General features: G+C 74.7%; 15 protein-coding genes. 5 read left to right on the top strand and 10 right to left on the bottom strand.

Going from position 1 to position 14,916, the window contains the following annotated elements:
* The first annotated feature begins 22 nt into the window (after positions 1–22).
* A complete protein-coding gene (locus ACP7CD_RS10835; RefSeq protein ID WP_426120180.1) occupies positions 23–736 on the top strand; it encodes a class F sortase in 714 nt (237 codons plus the stop codon).
* A 148-nt stretch (positions 737–884) separates the two neighbouring features.
* Positions 885–1,721: an alpha/beta fold hydrolase gene (locus tag ACP7CD_RS10840; protein WP_426120181.1), complete on the top strand. Its 837-nt coding sequence runs from the start codon at positions 885–887 to the stop codon at positions 1,719–1,721.
* Positions 1,722–1,836: 115 nt separating this feature from the next.
* On the opposite strand, the gene ACP7CD_RS10845 is transcribed toward ACP7CD_RS10840, so the two are convergent.
* From ACP7CD_RS10845 to ACP7CD_RS10870, 6 genes are all read right to left on the bottom strand, one after another.
* The gene (locus ACP7CD_RS10845; protein ID WP_426120182.1) at positions 1,837–2,184 is read right to left on the bottom strand and encodes an antitoxin; all 348 of its coding nucleotides are present in this window, start codon (positions 2,182–2,184) and stop codon (positions 1,837–1,839) included.
* A gap of 61 nt (positions 2,185–2,245) precedes the next feature.
* A complete protein-coding gene (locus ACP7CD_RS10850) occupies positions 2,246–3,661 on the bottom strand; it encodes an FAD-binding oxidoreductase (RefSeq protein ID WP_426120183.1) in 1,416 nt (471 codons plus the stop codon).
* Between the two features lie 183 nt (positions 3,662–3,844).
* Positions 3,845–5,392, bottom strand: a complete 1,548-nt coding sequence (locus tag ACP7CD_RS10855) for a gluconokinase (protein ID WP_426120184.1) — start codon at positions 5,390–5,392, stop codon at positions 3,845–3,847.
* On the bottom strand, positions 5,392–6,414 hold the full coding sequence (locus ACP7CD_RS10860) for a zinc-binding dehydrogenase (RefSeq protein ID WP_017835008.1): 1,023 nt from the start codon (positions 6,412–6,414) through the stop codon (positions 5,392–5,394). The genes ACP7CD_RS10855 and ACP7CD_RS10860 overlap by 1 nt, the downstream gene beginning before the upstream one ends.
* A gap of 97 nt (positions 6,415–6,511) precedes the next feature.
* Complete coding sequence (locus ACP7CD_RS10865; protein ID WP_272026445.1) at positions 6,512–7,279, bottom strand: SDR family oxidoreductase; 768 nt, start codon at positions 7,277–7,279, stop codon at positions 6,512–6,514.
* An 8-nt stretch (positions 7,280–7,287) separates the two neighbouring features.
* A complete protein-coding gene (locus ACP7CD_RS10870) occupies positions 7,288–8,667 on the bottom strand; it encodes a GntP family permease (RefSeq protein ID WP_017835010.1) in 1,380 nt (459 codons plus the stop codon).
* 142 nt (positions 8,668–8,809) lie between these two features.
* Between ACP7CD_RS10870 and ACP7CD_RS10875 the strand changes: the two genes are divergently transcribed.
* The 3 genes from ACP7CD_RS10875 (at position 8,810) to ACP7CD_RS10885 (ending at position 10,516) form a co-directional block, all read left to right on the top strand.
* Positions 8,810–9,520 (top strand): FadR/GntR family transcriptional regulator, encoded by a 711-nt coding sequence (locus ACP7CD_RS10875; RefSeq protein ID WP_017835011.1) that lies wholly within the window; start codon positions 8,810–8,812, stop codon positions 9,518–9,520.
* Between the two features lie 148 nt (positions 9,521–9,668).
* Positions 9,669–10,178: a nucleoside deaminase gene (locus tag ACP7CD_RS10880; RefSeq protein WP_426120185.1), complete on the top strand. Its 510-nt coding sequence runs from the start codon at positions 9,669–9,671 to the stop codon at positions 10,176–10,178.
* Positions 10,179–10,315: 137 nt separating this feature from the next.
* A complete protein-coding gene (locus tag ACP7CD_RS10885; RefSeq protein WP_426120186.1) occupies positions 10,316–10,516 on the top strand; it encodes an antitoxin in 201 nt (66 codons plus the stop codon).
* Between the two features lie 56 nt (positions 10,517–10,572).
* On the opposite strand, the gene ACP7CD_RS10890 is transcribed toward ACP7CD_RS10885, so the two are convergent.
* From ACP7CD_RS10890 to ACP7CD_RS10905, 4 genes are all read right to left on the bottom strand, one after another.
* Complete coding sequence (locus ACP7CD_RS10890) at positions 10,573–13,077, bottom strand: ATP-binding cassette domain-containing protein (protein WP_109269121.1); 2,505 nt, start codon at positions 13,075–13,077, stop codon at positions 10,573–10,575.
* A gap of 101 nt (positions 13,078–13,178) precedes the next feature.
* Positions 13,179–14,009: an FAD:protein FMN transferase gene (locus ACP7CD_RS10895; protein WP_426120187.1), complete on the bottom strand. Its 831-nt coding sequence runs from the start codon at positions 14,007–14,009 to the stop codon at positions 13,179–13,181.
* Positions 14,006–14,224, bottom strand: a complete 219-nt coding sequence (locus ACP7CD_RS10900; RefSeq protein ID WP_095650075.1) for a hypothetical protein — start codon at positions 14,222–14,224, stop codon at positions 14,006–14,008. Before ACP7CD_RS10900 ends, ACP7CD_RS10895 begins: the two co-directional genes overlap by 4 nt.
* 88 nt (positions 14,225–14,312) lie before the next feature.
* Positions 14,313–14,726: a hypothetical protein gene (locus tag ACP7CD_RS10905; protein WP_126349613.1), complete on the bottom strand. Its 414-nt coding sequence runs from the start codon at positions 14,724–14,726 to the stop codon at positions 14,313–14,315.
* Positions 14,727–14,916 lie beyond the last annotated feature (190 nt).

The following is a 14,916-nucleotide window of genomic DNA, read 5'->3' on the forward strand; positions in this document are numbered from 1 at the left end:
GGGGGGTTTCCCGGGGGGTGGGGTGGCTGGGTCGCCGGGGGCCCCCCCGGGGGGGGGGGGGGGGGGGGGCCCCCCCCCCACGACCGCCGTCCTGCTCGCCACCGGCTGCGCCGCGTCCGACGACGGCGCCGCGCCGGCTGCCGGCAGCACCCCGCCGACGGCCTCGAGCACCGCCTCGCCGTCGAGCACCTCGGCGCCCTCGGTCGCGGCGTCCGCCCCGTCCGCGAGGGGGAGGCAGACCGCCGCCGCAACGGACAGTCCAGCGGACGGCCCCGCGGTCCTGGGCGCGTCGGAGCCGGTCTCCCTGTCCGTCCCGGCCACCGGCACCGAGTCCGAGCTGCTGCGCCTGGGCCTGCGCGAGGACGGCTCGCTCGAGGTCCCGCCCGAGGGGCCCGGCTCCCCGGCGAGCTGGTACACCGGGTCCCCCACCCCCGGCGAGCGTGGCCCGGCCGTGCTGCTGGGCCACGTCAACGCCACGGGCGGCGGCCCCGGGGTCTTCGCCGGGCTGCGCGCCCTGGAACCCGGCGACACGATCGAGGTGGCCCGGGAGGACGGGTCCACGGCGGTCTTCGCCGTCGACCGCGGGGAGCAGTACGGCAAGGACGACTTCCCCACCCTCGAGGTCTACGGCAACACGGAGCGGTCCGAGCTGCGGCTGATCACCTGCGACGGCTTCGACCCGGCCACCGGGGAGTTCGACGACAACTACGTGGTCTACGCGTCCCTGGTGCCCTGAGCGGCGCAGCCCTGGGAACGAGCGCTGGTGCGCACCGCCCCGGCCTCGCGCGGAGAACGACCCTTCCATAGGCTTCTGCGCAGGGAACGGCCGTTCTCTGCATCTGTCGCACCAGCGAGAGGTCGCACCAGCGAGAGGAAGAGCCTCCATGGGTCACATCACCGTCGGCACCGAGAACAGCACCGACATCGAGCTGTACTACGAGGACCACGGCAGCGGTCAGCCCGTCGTCCTCATCCACGGGTATCCGCTGGACGGCTCGTCCTGGGAGAAGCAGACCGCCGCCCTGCTCGGAGCGGGCTACCGCGTGATCACCTACGACCGCCGCGGCTTCGGCCGCTCGAGCCGGCCGACCACCGGCTACGACTACGACACCTTCGCCGCCGACCTCGACACCGTCCTGAGCACCCTCGACCTGAACGACGTGGTCCTGGTGGGCTTCTCGATGGGGACCGGGGAGGTGGGGCGCTACCTCGGGACCTACGGATCCTCCCGGGTGGCCAAGGCGGCCTTCCTGGGCTCGCTCGAGCCGTACCTGCTGCAGACCGAGGACAACCCCACGGGCGTGCCCCAGGAGGTCTTCGACGGCCTGGCCGCGGCCGTGACCGCCGACCGCTACGCGTTCTTCACCCAGTTCTTCGACAACTTCTTCAACACGGACACGTTCCTGGGCACGGACCGGCTGAGCCAGGAGGTCGTGGACGCCTGCCGGAACATCGCCTGGGGCTCCGGGGCCGTGGCGTCGGTGGCCGCCCAGCCCACCTGGCTGACGGACTTCCGGGCCGACATCCCCAAGATCGACGTGCCGGCCCTGATCGTGCACGGCACCGCGGACAACATCCTGCCCATCGACGCCACCGGCCGGCAGTTCCACCAGGCCCTCCCGCAGGCGGAGTACGTCGAGATCGAGGGCGCCCCGCACGGGCTGCTCTGGACCCACGGCGCGGAGGTCAACGAGGCGCTGCTGGACTTCCTCGCCCGGTAGCCGCGCCGCCCCGGCGGGACGGTCCTCCGCCGCCCGGGACGACGACGGACCCCGCTCGCCGTGCGCTCGAGGCGCGGCGGGCGGGGTCCGCCCCGTTCCCGGGACCCGGGACCCGTCAGTGGCGGGGGCTCTCGTGGCCGGGCACGTCACCGGGGCGGTCGGTCGCGGCCGGTCCCCCCGGCTGCCCGTCCGGGCGCGGGCCGGCGGCGGGGCCGCCCGTGGTGGGGCCGCCGTTCGCCGGGCCGCCCGTGGTGGGGCCGCCGGACGTCCGGTCGCCGGGGGCGCGGCCCCCGCCGAGGAACTGGCGCGCCTTCTGCTGGACCGTGTCCACGTGGCGCTCGTACTTGCGCCCGGTGCGCTTGTCCACGAAGCTGCCGGCCTGGTCGAGGACCTTCTCGACCTTGTCCGGGTTGCGCTGGGCGAGCTGCTTGGCCTTGGCCGTGAGCCCCTTGAAGTTCACCATCACGTCTCCTTCCGAGAGTGGTCACCGCGCGCGGGAGCGCCGCGGTGCTGCCGCCAGTCCATCACGCGGAGCTGTCCGCCGGCTGGCCGAGGCCGGGAGGCCGGCGCTCCTGGCCGACCACGTGCTGGAAGCGCAGCAGGTTGTCCGGGTCGTAGAGCGCCTTGGCCCGGACCAGACGGGCGTAGACCTCCTCGGACCACGCCCGGGCGTGCTCGCTCTCCCCGCCCGGGACCCCGTGCATGTTCACGAAGGCCCGCCCCGTGGACCACGGGGCCATGGCCTGCAGGATCTCGGCCAGCGCCCGGGGCGTCGCCGCGGCCACGTGGGGCGCGAGCCAGCCGATGAGCTCCAGGAAGAACGCCGCGTCCCGCCCCGAGACCGCGTCCTCGACGCCGTCGGTCCGGGCGAAGGCTCCACCCATCAGCCGGATCCCCACCTCCGGCAGCGGGCACCGGCTGCCGGGCCCGGCGCTCTGCAGCAGCGTCATGACCGCGGCGGCGTCGAACTCCCGCAGGAACTCCCCGGTGAGCACGTAGAGACCCGGCTCGGTGGCGTCCATGTGCACCTGGTCGATGTCCCGGTAGTCCATGGGCCCCACCAGGTCCAGGACCGGCCGGGAGACCGCCCGCATCGGCGCGAGGACCCGGGCGCCCTCCTCCTCCGGACCGACCCAGCAGAAGCGCAGGTGCACGAGCATCCGCTTGTGCAGCTGCTCGGGGACGGTCGGGTCGTGCGGCATCCAGCGCAGGGCCACGGACGTCGAGGCGCGCTCCGGCAGGGTGGGCGCCCACCGGCTGAACGCGCTCAGCACCTCCTGGGCGTCGGTGCCGGGGTAGAAGATCCCGCCGCCGTAGAGCTCCTCCAGGGGGACGAGGCCCATGGTCATCGCGGTGACGAGGCCCAGGTTGCCCTTGCCCCCGCGCAGCAGGGCGAACAGCTCCGGCTCGTGCCGGGCGTCCACGTGGCGCAGCCGCCCGTCGGGGGTCACCACCTCGAGGCCCAGCAGGTGGTCGGCGGCGAAGCCGAAGATCCGCCCGAGCACCGGCAGCCCGCCGCCCAGGGTGTAGCCGACCGCCCCGGCGTCGCTGGCCGAACCGTTGAGCACCGCGAGCCCGTGGGGCGCGACCGCGTCGATCACGCGGCGCCACCGCACGCCGGCGCCGATCCGCGCGGTCCGGCGGCGGGGGTCGACCTCGATCTCCTGCATCCGGTGGGTGGTGACGAGCAGTCCGCCCTCCATGGGCTGGTCCGCGCCGTGGCCCGTGGACTGCACCCCCACGGGCTCGTGGTGGGCTGCGGCCCACCGCATCACGGCCACCACGTCGGCGGCGTCGGTCACGCCCGCCACCGCGTCCGGGTGGTGGACGGCGGCCAGGTTGAAGCCGGCGACCTCCTGCGCGAAGCCGGCCTCGTCCGGCAGCAGGACCGGGCCGCGGACCTGCCGGTGGAGTTCTTCCACGTCCGTTCTCGAGATCATCGCGGGCCCCCTCGGCACCGGCGATCCGCGGTGCGGGACCGCTCGGGCCCGCAGGCGCCGCAGAACAGCTCCATTCTCCCACGCGGGCCCGCCGATGCGCCCTCCGGGCCGTGCACGGAATCGTCACGGGGCGCCGGCGGGCACGGCCCGGCCGGCACGGCCGGCGCGGGGCCGCCGGGAGGGTCAGTCGCGCTCGAGCGGCAGGGCGGGCGCCAGCCGGCGCAGGGACGTGAACGTGGGCACGAGGGCCTCGTACAGCTGCTCGAACACCGGCTGCAGGGACGCGTGGACCGCGGCGTCGGCGGGGTCCGGGCGCACCACGGACTCGACCCCCACCAGGTCGGCGGCCACGTCGACGGACTCGATCAGCCCGAGCGCCTGCATCCCGAGCAGCGCGGCGCCGAACCCGGAGCCCTCGTGGCCCGAGGCGAAGGAGATGTCCGTGCCGAGGACGTCGGCGAGCAGCTGCCGCCACAGCGGGCTGCGGGCGAAGCCGCCGGTGGCGCGGATCTGCTCCACGGCCAGACCGGCCGAGCGCATCGACTGCAGGACCAGGCCGAGCTGCTGGCACACCCCCTCCAGGGCCGCGCGCACCAGGTGTGCGCGGCGGTGGGCGCGGGTCAGCCCCACGTAGGCGCCCTTGGGCAGGGAGCTCCAGTGCGGGGCGCGCTCGCTCAGCAGGTAGGGCAGCATGAGCAGCCCCCCGGACCCGGCCGGGACGCTCCCCGCGAGCGCGAGCAGCTCCTCCTCCGGCTCCTCCCCCAGGTCGGGGGCGAGGGCGTCCCCGGCCCAGCCCAGGACCACGCCGCCGTTGTTGATCGCCCCGCCGACCACCCAGCGCCCCGGGGTCAGGGCGTAGCAGAAGACCCGTCCCAGCGGGTCCACCACGGGACGGTCGACGACGACGCGCAGCGCGCCGCTCGTGCCGATCGAGCAGGCCGCCACCCCGGGCCGGACCGCGCCCAGGCCGAGGTTGGCCAGCGGGCCGTCGCTGGCCCCCACCACCACGGGCACGGTGGCGGGCAGCCCGGTCGCCCGGGCACCCTCGTCCGTGAGCCCGGGCAGGACGTGGGTGGTGGGCACCAGCTCGGGCAGCTGCTCGGGCAGGATCCCGGCGTGGGCGAGGGCCTCGCCGTCCCAGGCCAGCTCGTGGATGTTCATCAGACCGGTGGCCGAGGCCACCGAGTGGTCCACCACGAGCGCGTCGCACAGCCGCAGCAGCACGAACTCCTTGATGCCTGCCCAGAAGGCGACGCGCTCGCACAGCTTGGGCTCCTGGTCGTGGAACCACACGAGCTTGGGCAGCGGCGACATGGGGTGCACCGGGGTGCCCGTGCGCCGGTGCAGGGCGAGGCCGCCCGCGCTCGCGCGCAGCCGTTCCGCCTGGACGCTGGCCCGGGTGTCGGCCCAGGTGACGAGCGGGGTGAGGGGCTCGCCCTCGGGCGAGAGCCCGAGCAGGCTGTGCATCGCGGCGCTGAAGGACAGCCCGGCCACGCGCTCCGCCCCGACCTCCCCGACCACCGCGCGGACGGTGTCCAGCACCGCCTGCAGGATCAGCTCGGGGTCCTGCACGGCGTGGCCGGGGTGCGGCTCCTCCAGGGGGTAGCCGGCCGAGGCGGCGGCGAGCTGCTCACCGCCCACGGCGAAGGCCACGGCCTTGGTGCTCGTGGTGCCGATGTCGACGCCCACCACCACGGGATCCGGGTGCCCGGTGCCGGCCGGCCCCGGCATCAGCGCGGCTCCCCCGGGGCCAGGGACACGAGGACCTTGCCGGAGACCGCGGAGTCGCGGGCCGTGGCGAAGGCCTCCACGGCGCGGTCGGCGGGGAACTCGTGCGTGACCACGTCCTCGATCCCGGGGCGGTCGGCGAGCAGCCCGATCGCCTCGTCGATCTCGTCGTCGAACCGGAAGGACCCGCGCAGCTGGAGCTCCTTGGAGACCAGCGGGGCCAGGTTCACGGGCCGCGCCTCGTCCGGCACCATCCCCACCTGGACGACGACGCCGCCGCGGCGGGCGCCCACCAGCGCGGGGCTCACGGCTGCGGGCACGCCGGAGCACTCGAGCACCACGTCGAACGCCCCGGACGGGATCTGCTCGGCCCCCACCCGGACGGTGCCGTGCACGCCGAGCGCCCGGGCCCGCTCGAGCGGGCCCTCGAGGACGTCGGTGGCCACGACCTCGGCCGCGCCCCGGGCCAGGGCCGCCGCGGCCGTGAGCAGGCCGATCGGCCCGGACCCGGAGACGAGCACGCGCCGGCCGGTCACGTCCCCGGCCACGGTGAGCCCGTGCAGGGCCACGGCCAGCGGCTCGGCGAGCGCGGCCCGGCGCAGCGGCAGGCCGGCCGGGAGCACCCGGACCATGTCCCGGCGGACCAGCAGGTACTCGCTCATCCCGCCCTGGGTGTGCGGCCGGGTGGAGGCGCTGCCCAGGTAGGCCCCGCCGGGCCACAGGTGGCGCCGGTCCTCGATCCCGGGCTGGGGCGTGCCGAACGTGGCCGGGTGGACCGTCACCGGGGTGCCGGGGGCGAGCTCGCCGGCGGGGTCCAGGTCCACCGTCCCGGAGACCTCGTGCCCGGGCACGAGGGGCTCCCGGACCACGTACTCGCCGTTGGCGCCCTCGGCCCAGTAGTGCAGGTCCGACCCGCACACCCCGCCGTAGGCGATCCGGAGCCGGACCTGTCCCTCGGCGGGCTCCGGGGTGGGCACCTCCTCGACGCGCAGGTCGTCCTTGCCGTGGATCACGATGGCCTTCATGAGCTCTCCTCCTGGTGCGTCCCGGAGCCTCGCGGCGAGGTGCGGGACGATGTGTGCCCGTCGGTGCACGCCGGGCGGGTGGTGCGGCGGACCCGGGTCAGAGGACGGAGGTCATGCCGCCGTCGACCAGGACGTTGTGCCCCGAGACGAAGCTGGAGGCGTCCGAGCACAGGTAGACCAGCGTGCCCACGAGCTCCTCGACCTGCCCCCAGCGCCGGGCCGGGGTGCGCTCGACCACCCAGTGGTTGAACGCCTCGTCCTCGATCAGCGCCTGGTTCATCTCGGTGGCGAAGTACCCGGGCGAGATCGCATTGACCTGGATGTTGTGCCGGGCGAGGTCCGCGGCCATGCCCTTGGTGAGCATGACCACCCCGCCCTTGGTGGCCGAGTACGGGGCGATGGTCTGCCGGGCGAGCACCGACTGCACGGAGCCGATGTTGACGATCTTGCCCGAGCCGCGCTCCTGCATGCCGGGGACCACGGCCCGGGACACGTGGAACACGCTCGAGAGGTTCGCCGCGACGATGTCCTCCCAGTCCTGGGCCGCGAACTCGGCGAACGGGGCTCGCCGCTGGATCCCGGCGTTGTTCACCAGGATGTCCGGGACGCCGTGCTCGGCGAGGACCGCGTCGATCCCCGTCCGGACGGCCTCGGCGTCGGTGAGGTCGAAGGCCGCCGTGACCGGGGCCGTGCCCGTGCCGGCGGCGATCTCGTCGCGCACCCGGGCGAGGACGTCGGCGTCGCGCCCGTGCAGGACCACGCGGGCGCCCGCCTCGGCGAGGCCCGTGGCCAGGGCCCGTCCCAGCCCCCGGGAGGAGCCGGTGACGAGGGCGAGCCGGCCGGTGATGTCGAAGACGTTGCGCATCCGGGGCCTCAGGCGATGTAGAAGATGACGAGGACGACGGCGAAGCCGAGGACGGACTCGAGGGCCTGCTGGACCGTCCAGGTCTTCAGCGTGGTCTTCACGTCCATGCCCATGAGCCGGCCCACGAGCCAGAAGCCGGAGTCGTTGACGTGCCCGGCGAAGACCGAGCCGGCGGCGGTGGCCAGGACCACGGCCGCGACCTCCACGGAGTTGAAGTTGCCCGCGGCCACGGCCGGTGCCATGAGCCCGGCGGCGGTGACGAGGGCCACGGTGGCCGAGCCCTGGGCCAGGCGCAGGACCACGGCGATGATGTAGGCCGCGAAGATGACGGGCAGCCCGATGCCGTCCAGCGAGGACGCCAGCGCGTCGCCGATGCCGGAGGCGCGCAGGATGCCGCCGAACATGCCGCCGGCGCCGGTGATGAGGATGACGGAGGCGACCGGGCCCAGGGAGGAGTCGATGACCTTCTCCAGGGCGGTGCCGTGCTCGCCGCGGCGGGTGCCGAGGACGAACAGGGCCACGAGGACCGAGATCAGCAGGGCGACCGGGGACTCGCCGAGGGCGGAGAGCACCTGGAACCACTCGGCGTCCTCGGAGACGGCGCCGGCGGCGCGCAGGAAGTCCAGGCCGGTGTTCATGAAGATGAGCACCAGGGGCAGCAGCAGCAGGGCGATGATGGTGCCGACCCGCGGCGGGTTGGCGGGCTGGTCGTCGTCGACGTCGCCGAAAAAACCCGGGACGGGGAGGACGTACTTGGTGCCCACGCGCTTGCCCCAGAGGTACGCGGAGACGTACCAGAGCGGGAACGCCAGCAGCAGACCGATGAGCAGGACCATGCCGAGGTCGGCGCCGTAGAGCTCCGTGGCGGCCACCGGACCGGGGTGCGGCGGCACGAAGACGTGCATGACCGAGAACGCACCGGCGGCGGGGATGCCGTACAGGAGCACGTTGTTGCCGCTCACCCGGCGGGCGACCGCGAAGATGATCGGCAGCATGACCACGAGGCCGGCGTCGAAGAAGATCGGGAAGCCCATGATCAGGGAGGCGATGCCGAGCCCGAAGGGCGCGCGCTTCTCGCCGAAGATGTCCACGAGCTTGTCCGCGAGCACCCGGGCGCCGCCGCTGTGCTCCACGAGCTTGCCGAGCATGGCGCCGAGGCCGATGAGCAGGGCCACCGAGCCGAGCGTGCCGCCGAAGGCGGTGACCGCGGTGTCCACGATCATCCCCGTGGGGATGCCCGTGGCGAACGCCGTCAGCAGCGCCACCAGGATCAGGGTGAGGAAGGCGTGCAGCTTGAACTTGATCACCAGGACCAGGATCAGTGCGATGGCGGCTGCCGCGATCGTCAGCAGCGGCGCGGTGCCGAGGGTCTGTGTCCAGTCTTCCACTGAGTTTCTCCGTTGATCTCGTGCCTGCGGGCAGGCCCTGGGGTCTCGTCGTGAGCCACGACACACGCTAGGCTGACAGAAAGATCATACTTTTGGCAACAGGGTGGGCGCGACCGCGCCGCACATGACGGACGGAGCGTCCATGCACGGGGTGGAGCAGCACAGCGGGGTGCTGGACCGGCTCGGCGAGAGCATCGCCTCCGGGGCGCGGGCGCCGGGAACGGTCCTGACGCTCGCGGCCCTCGAGGAGGAGTTCGGGGTCTCCCGCACGCTCGTGCGGGAGGTGGTGCGCGTGCTCGAGTCCATGGGGATGGTGGAGTCCCGGCGGCGGGTGGGCGTCACCGTCCGCCCGCCGCGGGACTGGAACCCGTTCGACCCCCGGCTGATCCGGTGGCGGCTCGGCGGCCCGGGGCGCGACGAGCAGCTGCGGAGCCTGACCGAGCTGCGGACCGCCATCGAGCCCGTGGCCGCCCGGCTGGCCGCGGTCCGGGCCGACGGACCCACCCGGCGGCGCCTGGTGGAGCTCGCCGCCCGGCTGCGGGAGCTCGGCGAGGCACGCCGCGGCACCGACCCCGAGTACCTGGAGGTGGACACCGCCTACCACGCGCTGCTGCTGGAGGCGAGCGGCAACCCGATGCTCGCCGCCCTGCAGGACGTGGTGGCCGAGGTGCTCTCCGGCCGCACGGCGCTCGGGCTCATGCCCCGCTCCCCGGACCCCGGCGCGCTCGAGGACCACGAGGCCACGGCCGCCGCCGTCGCCTCCGGAAACGCGGCCGAGGCCGAGGCGCGGGCGCGCGCCGTGGTGGTGGAGGTGCTCGAGGGGGTCGTCGACGTGACGGAGAACACCGCCTGATCTGGCCGATGGTCTGCTGGGCGCGGGCGCCGGTCGCCCTGCTGCTGCTGGTTCTGGCCTACCGTCCGGTGGCCCGGGACCTCTCCCGCAGGCGCCCGCCCGCCCGCGCGTTCCGGTGAGCCGGCGCCCCCGCCCGTAGGCTGGGCCCATGGGCATCTCGGAGACCGACCGCGGACACCTGCGACGCTGCGTGGAGCTGGCCCGCGAGGCCCTCGACGCCGGGGACGAGCCGTTCGGCTCGGTGCTGGTCTCGGCGCGGGGGGAGGTCCTGTTCGAGGACCGCAACCGGGTGGCCGGCGGTGACGCGACCCGCCACCCCGAGTTCGAGATCGCCCGGTGGGCGGCCGCCCACCTGACCCCGGAGCAGCGCTCCGCGGCCACGGTCTACACCTCGGGCGAGCACTGCCCCATGTGCTCGGCGGCCCACGCCTGGGTGGGGCTGGGCCGCATCGTCCACGCCTCCTCCTCGGCGCAGCTCGGACGGTGGCTGGACGAGCTCGGCGCCCCGCCCGCCCCCGTCGCGGCGCTGCCGATCACCCAGGTGGCCCCGGGGGTGCCCGTGGACGGCCCCTGCCACGAGCTGGCGCCGGCGGTGCGTGACCTGCACCGCCGGCTGCACCTCGCCCGGACCGGGACCGACCCGCGAGGTCGCAGCTGACGGCCACCGCGCCCGGTTGCGTCGCCGTCAGCCGCAATCTCGGCGCGGGGTGGCCAGGGGCCCCGTCCGGGGACCAGGATGGAGGGGTACCTCCGGTGGGCGGCGCCCGCCGGAACCGTTCGACGAGAGGAACGATCATGGTGGACATGGGAGGATTCGCGGACAAGGCGAAGGACCTTGCGGACCAGCACCCGGACCAGGTGCAGCAGGGCATCGACCGGGGCGGCGACGCCGTCGACGAGCGCACCGGCAACAAGTACGAGGGCCAGGTGGACCAGGCCCAGGAGAAGGCCGGCGGCTTCCTCGGCGCCGATGAGAAGGACCAGCAGCAGAACTGATCCGTGGCCGCTGACCTCGGCCCCGCCCGCCTCCCGGCGCGCGGGGCCGCGGCCTGTCAGGCCAGCGCTGCGGCCAGGTAGGGCGCCGTGCGGCTGGCCGGGCACGCGGCGACCTCGGCCGGGGTGCCGGCGCACACGATCCGCCCGCCGGCCTCGCCGCCGGACGGGCCCATGTCGATCACCCAGTCCGAGGACGCCACCACGTCCATGGCGTGCTCCACCACCACCACGGTGTTGCCGGCGTCCACCAGGCGGTTGAGCTGGCGCAGCAGCAGCTGCACGTCCTGCGGGTGCAGGCCGGTGGTGGGCTCGTCCAGGAGGTACAGGGTGTGGCCGCGGCGGGCCCGCTGCAGCTCGGTGGCCAGCTTGATCCGCTGCGCCTCGCCCCCGGAGAGCTCGGTGGCCGGCTGGCCGAGCCGCAGGTAGCCGAGCCCCACGTCGAGCAGGGTGCGCAGGCTGCGCGCGGCGGCCGGGACGTCCGCGAGGAACTCCGCGGCGGTCTCCACGCGCATGCCCAGGACGTCGGCGATGCTCCGCCCCCGGTGGGTCACTTCCAGGGTCTCCGGGTTGTAGCGGGCGCCCTGGCAGTCGGGGCAGGGCCCGTAGGTGCCGGGCAGGAACAGCAGCTCGACGGCCAGGAAGCCCTCGCCCTGGCACGTCTCGCACCGGCCGCCGGTCACGTTGAAGGAGAACCGTCCGGCCCCGTAGCCGCGGGCCCGCGCCTCGTCGGTGGCGGCGTAGAGCTTGCGGACCGCGTCGAACAGTCCCGTGTAGGTCGCCAGGTTGGAGCGCGGGGTGCGGCCGATGGGCCGCTGGTCCACCCGGATCAGCCGGTCCAGGTGCTCCAGGCCCTCGACGGCACCCACCCGTGCCCCGGCGGCGGGCGCGGCGTCGTCCTCGGCGTCGACGGGCGCCGCCCCGCCGTGCACGTGCCGGCCGACCGTCTCGGCCAGGACCTGGCTGACCAGCGTGGACTTGCCCGAGCCGGAGACCCCGGTGACGGCGGTCAGCACGCCCAGGGGGATTTCCGCGTCGAGGTCCACCAGGTTGTGGCGCGTGACGCCGCGCAGCCGCAGCCGCCGCTCGACCGGGCGCGGCGTGCGCTCCGCCGCCGTGCCGCCCGGAGGATCGTCGGGCGAGCCGTCAGGGGAACCGTGCGGGGGGCCGTCCGGGAACAGGAAGGGGCGTGTGGCGGACTCCGCCACGTCGGCCAGGCCGGGCACGGGGCCGCTGTACAGCACCGCGCCGCCGCGGTCCCCGGCCTGGGGCCCCACGTCCACGACCCAGTCGGAGCGCCGCACCACGGCCATGTCGTGCTCCACCACGAACACCGAGTTCCCGGAGGCCTTCAGCTCCTCGAGCACGGCCAGCAGCGGCTCGGCGTCGGCCGGGTGCAGGCCCGCCGAGGGCTCGTCGAGCACGTAGACCACACCGAAGAGCCCGGAGCGCAGCTGAGTGGCGATCCGCAGCCGCTGCATCTCCCCCGGGGAGAGCGTGGGCGTGGACCGGTCCAGGCTCAGGTATCCCAGCCCCAGGTCCAGCAGCACCTGCAGCCGGGCGAGCAGGTCCTTGGCGATGGTCACCGCGGCCTCGCTGCGCTCCCCCGAGGACACCGCCCGGGAGGCGGTCCCGGCGTGCTCCAGGGCGGCGGTGGGCCGGACCACCTCGGCCAGCTCGCCGAGGGACGCCCCGTTGAGCTCGGCGATGCTCCGGCCCGCGAAGGTCACGGCGAGCGCCTCGGGACGCAGGCCGCTGCCGGCGCACGCGGGGCAGGGTCCCGTGACCACGTACTGCAGGACGCGCTCGCGCATCTGCTGGCTCGCGGAGTCCGCCAGGGTGTGCAGGACGTAGCTCTTCGCGCTCCAGAACCGGCCCTTGTACGGCTTCGCCACCCGGTCCCGCTGCGGGGTGATCTCCACGACCGGCTGCTCCTCGGTGAACAGGATCCAGTCGCGCTCCTCCCGCGGCAGCTCGCGCCAGGGGACGTCGACGTCGTGGCCCAGGTGGCTCAGGATGTCGCGCAGGTTCTTGCCCTGCCACGCGCCGGGCCACGCCGCGACGGCCCCGTCCCGGATGCTGAGCCCCGGGTCCGGGACCAGGGAGGGCTCGGTGACGTCGTGCACGGTGCCCAGGCCCGAGCACCGGGGGCACGCGCCGGCGGCGGTGTTGGGCGAGAAGGCGTCCGAGTCCAGGCTGCCCGCGGCGGAGTCCGGGTAGGTGCCCGCCCGGGAGAAGAGCATGCGCATCGAGTTGGACAGCGTGGTGAGGGTGCCCACGGTGGAGCGCGAGCTGGGCGCGCCGCGCCGCTGCTGCAGGGCGACGGCGGGCGGCAGCCCGGTGATTCCCTCGACCGCGGGGTTGTGCCCCTGCTGGATCAGGCGCCGTGCGTAGGGGGCCACGGACTCGAGGTAGCGCCGCTGCGCCTCGGCGTAGATGGTGCCGAAGGCCAGGGAGGACTTCCCGGACCCTGAGACGCCGGTGAAGGCGACGATCGCGTCGCGGGGGACGTCCACGTCCACGTGGCGCAGGTTGTTCTCGGAGGCTCCCCGGACCCGGACCATGCCGGTGCGGGTGGTGCCGGGGACGGTGTCGGGGGCCGGGTCGGTGTCGGGGTGGGTGCTCACCGCCTCCACCCTAGCCACCGGCGGGGCCGTGGGCGGACTCAGCGGGCCAGGTGGTGCTCCCGGCCGATCGACCAGGCCGTGTCCGCGGGAGCGGGGTCCACGCCCCAGGCGGACCACTCGTCCAGGCCGGTGAACCAGCGGGCCCCGTCCCGGCCGGCGACCACGAGGGCTGTGGCCAGCACGCCGGCGAGCCGTGCGTCCGGGCCGACGACCGTCGCGGACCGGGCGCCCGCGGCGGGCCGTCCCGTGCGCGGGTCCACGACGTGCGCCGGGCGCTCGGCGGTGCTCGAGGTCGACACCGCGCCGTTGCCGGGCAGCACGGTCCAGGTCACGGCGCCGGCGTCCTCGGGGTGGCGGATGCCCACGGTCCAGGGCCTCCCGGGTCCGGCGGACCCGCGGGTCACGACGTCCCCGCCGGCCTCCACGCAGACGTTCGCGCACCCGGCGCGGACGAGGTCGTCGGCGATCCGCTCCGCGGCCCACGCCGTGACGTAGCCGGAGGGGTCGAAGCCCCCGCGCACGGCCCACGGGTCGAAGCAGCCGTCGGTCAGCTCCCGGGCCTCCCGGCAGCGCCGGAGCACGTCCAGGAGGGCGCCCTGGGCGGCGTCCCACCGGCTGAGCCGGCGCTCGTCGAGCAGGCCGGAGCGGAGCGCCGTCACGAGCGAGTCGGGGCGGTAGGTGGAGAAGACGGCGTCGACCCACCGCATGTTGGCCACGGCCGTGTCCAGAGCGTGCTGCACGGCGGGCTCGGGGGGCAGGCCCTCCTCGCCGGCGCGGACGTCGACGGTCACGGTGGTGCCCCAGACGGGCTCCCGGTGGCGGTGCCACCGGCCCTCGGGGCGACGCAGCTCGACGGCGGGGGCGCTCACAGCCCGGCCCGCTCGAGGAGCTCCCGGCAGACCGTGCGGTAGCCCTTCACGGCAGGGGCGGCGCCGCTCACGACGTCGACGCGCGCCGGCCGCCTCGTGAGGATCTCCTCCTGGAGGACGGGTACGGCGGGGGCGTCGAGCCGCTGCGGGGGGCGTGGGGGGAGAGATGTGCGGTCGATGACTTCGACTATAGGACCGGGGGTGGTGCCGGTCACTGGACTTTCAGGCAGAGTTCCGCAGCCGGGGACGCGGGACGGGCCCGTTCCTGCGCCGGCGCAGGAACGGGCCCGTCCACCGGTCCCGCTAGTCGGCGATCTCGATGACCTGCAGCGGCAGGTTCGTGCCGGTCCCGCAGAACTCCGCCTGGCACTCCTGGATGAACCCGGAGAGCACGGCCGGTCCCTCGTCGAAGGCCATGTTGAAGGCCACGGCCTGGTAGTCCAGCTCGACCTCGCCGCCCTCGCAGACCCACTGCTGGAAATAGCTGCCGTTGGCGATCCGCCCCTCGGAGACCCGCTGGGTCACGCTGAGGGAGACGAAGATGTTGCTCCCCGCCGTGCACGAGACCTTGTAGGTGCCCTCGACGGCCGCCCCCTCGGCGATCCGCGTGGCGTCGCTGATCTCGTAGATCTCCATCGCCTGCGCCGGTGCGGCGGCGACGAGACCGATTCCTGCCGCGAAGGCGGCGGCCGTGACTGCCCTGGTGGTTCTTCTCATGGTTCTGTCCCATCCGGTGGAGAAGCGAGAAGCGCTTCGCGACTGGTGCCGGCCCGCGGCGCATTCCCCCGAACGCCCCCGGGCCCCGTGTCTGGTACGACGTCACCAACGTAGGCGCAGGTCAGGGTGCATCGGCCCCCGTGCGTGAAGATGACGGACACGATTCGGACACGGTGCCGGTGCCACTGCG

Source organism: Kocuria sp. LHG3120, assembly GCF_049897445.1.
Classification (GTDB): Bacteria; Actinomycetota; Actinomycetes; order Actinomycetales; family Micrococcaceae; genus Kocuria; species Kocuria rosea.

Excerpts from the sequence above, each read along its gene's own strand:
- ACP7CD_RS10840 (WP_426120181.1), top strand. The coding sequence starts at position 885 with ATGGGTCACATCACCGTCGGCACCGAGAACAGCACCGACATCGAGCTG.
- ACP7CD_RS10845 (WP_426120182.1), bottom strand. The coding sequence starts at position 2,184 with ATGGTGAACTTCAAGGGGCTCACGGCCAAGGCCAAGCAGCTCGCCCAG.
- ACP7CD_RS10850 (WP_426120183.1), bottom strand. The coding sequence starts at position 3,661 with ATGATCTCGAGAACGGACGTGGAAGAACTCCACCGGCAGGTCCGCGGC.
- ACP7CD_RS10855 (WP_426120184.1), bottom strand. The coding sequence starts at position 5,392 with ATGCCGGGGCCGGCCGGCACCGGGCACCCGGATCCCGTGGTGGTGGGC.
- ACP7CD_RS10860 (WP_017835008.1), bottom strand. The coding sequence starts at position 6,414 with ATGAAGGCCATCGTGATCCACGGCAAGGACGACCTGCGCGTCGAGGAG.
- ACP7CD_RS10865 (WP_272026445.1), bottom strand. The coding sequence starts at position 7,279 with ATGCGCAACGTCTTCGACATCACCGGCCGGCTCGCCCTCGTCACCGGC.
- ACP7CD_RS10875 (WP_017835011.1), top strand. The coding sequence starts at position 8,810 with ATGCACGGGGTGGAGCAGCACAGCGGGGTGCTGGACCGGCTCGGCGAG.
- ACP7CD_RS10880 (WP_426120185.1), top strand. The coding sequence starts at position 9,669 with ATGGGCATCTCGGAGACCGACCGCGGACACCTGCGACGCTGCGTGGAG.
- ACP7CD_RS10885 (WP_426120186.1), top strand. The coding sequence starts at position 10,316 with ATGGTGGACATGGGAGGATTCGCGGACAAGGCGAAGGACCTTGCGGAC.
- ACP7CD_RS10890 (WP_109269121.1), bottom strand. The coding sequence starts at position 13,077 with ATGGTCCGGGTCCGGGGAGCCTCCGAGAACAACCTGCGCCACGTGGAC.
- ACP7CD_RS10905 (WP_126349613.1), bottom strand. The coding sequence starts at position 14,726 with ATGAGAAGAACCACCAGGGCAGTCACGGCCGCCGCCTTCGCGGCAGGA.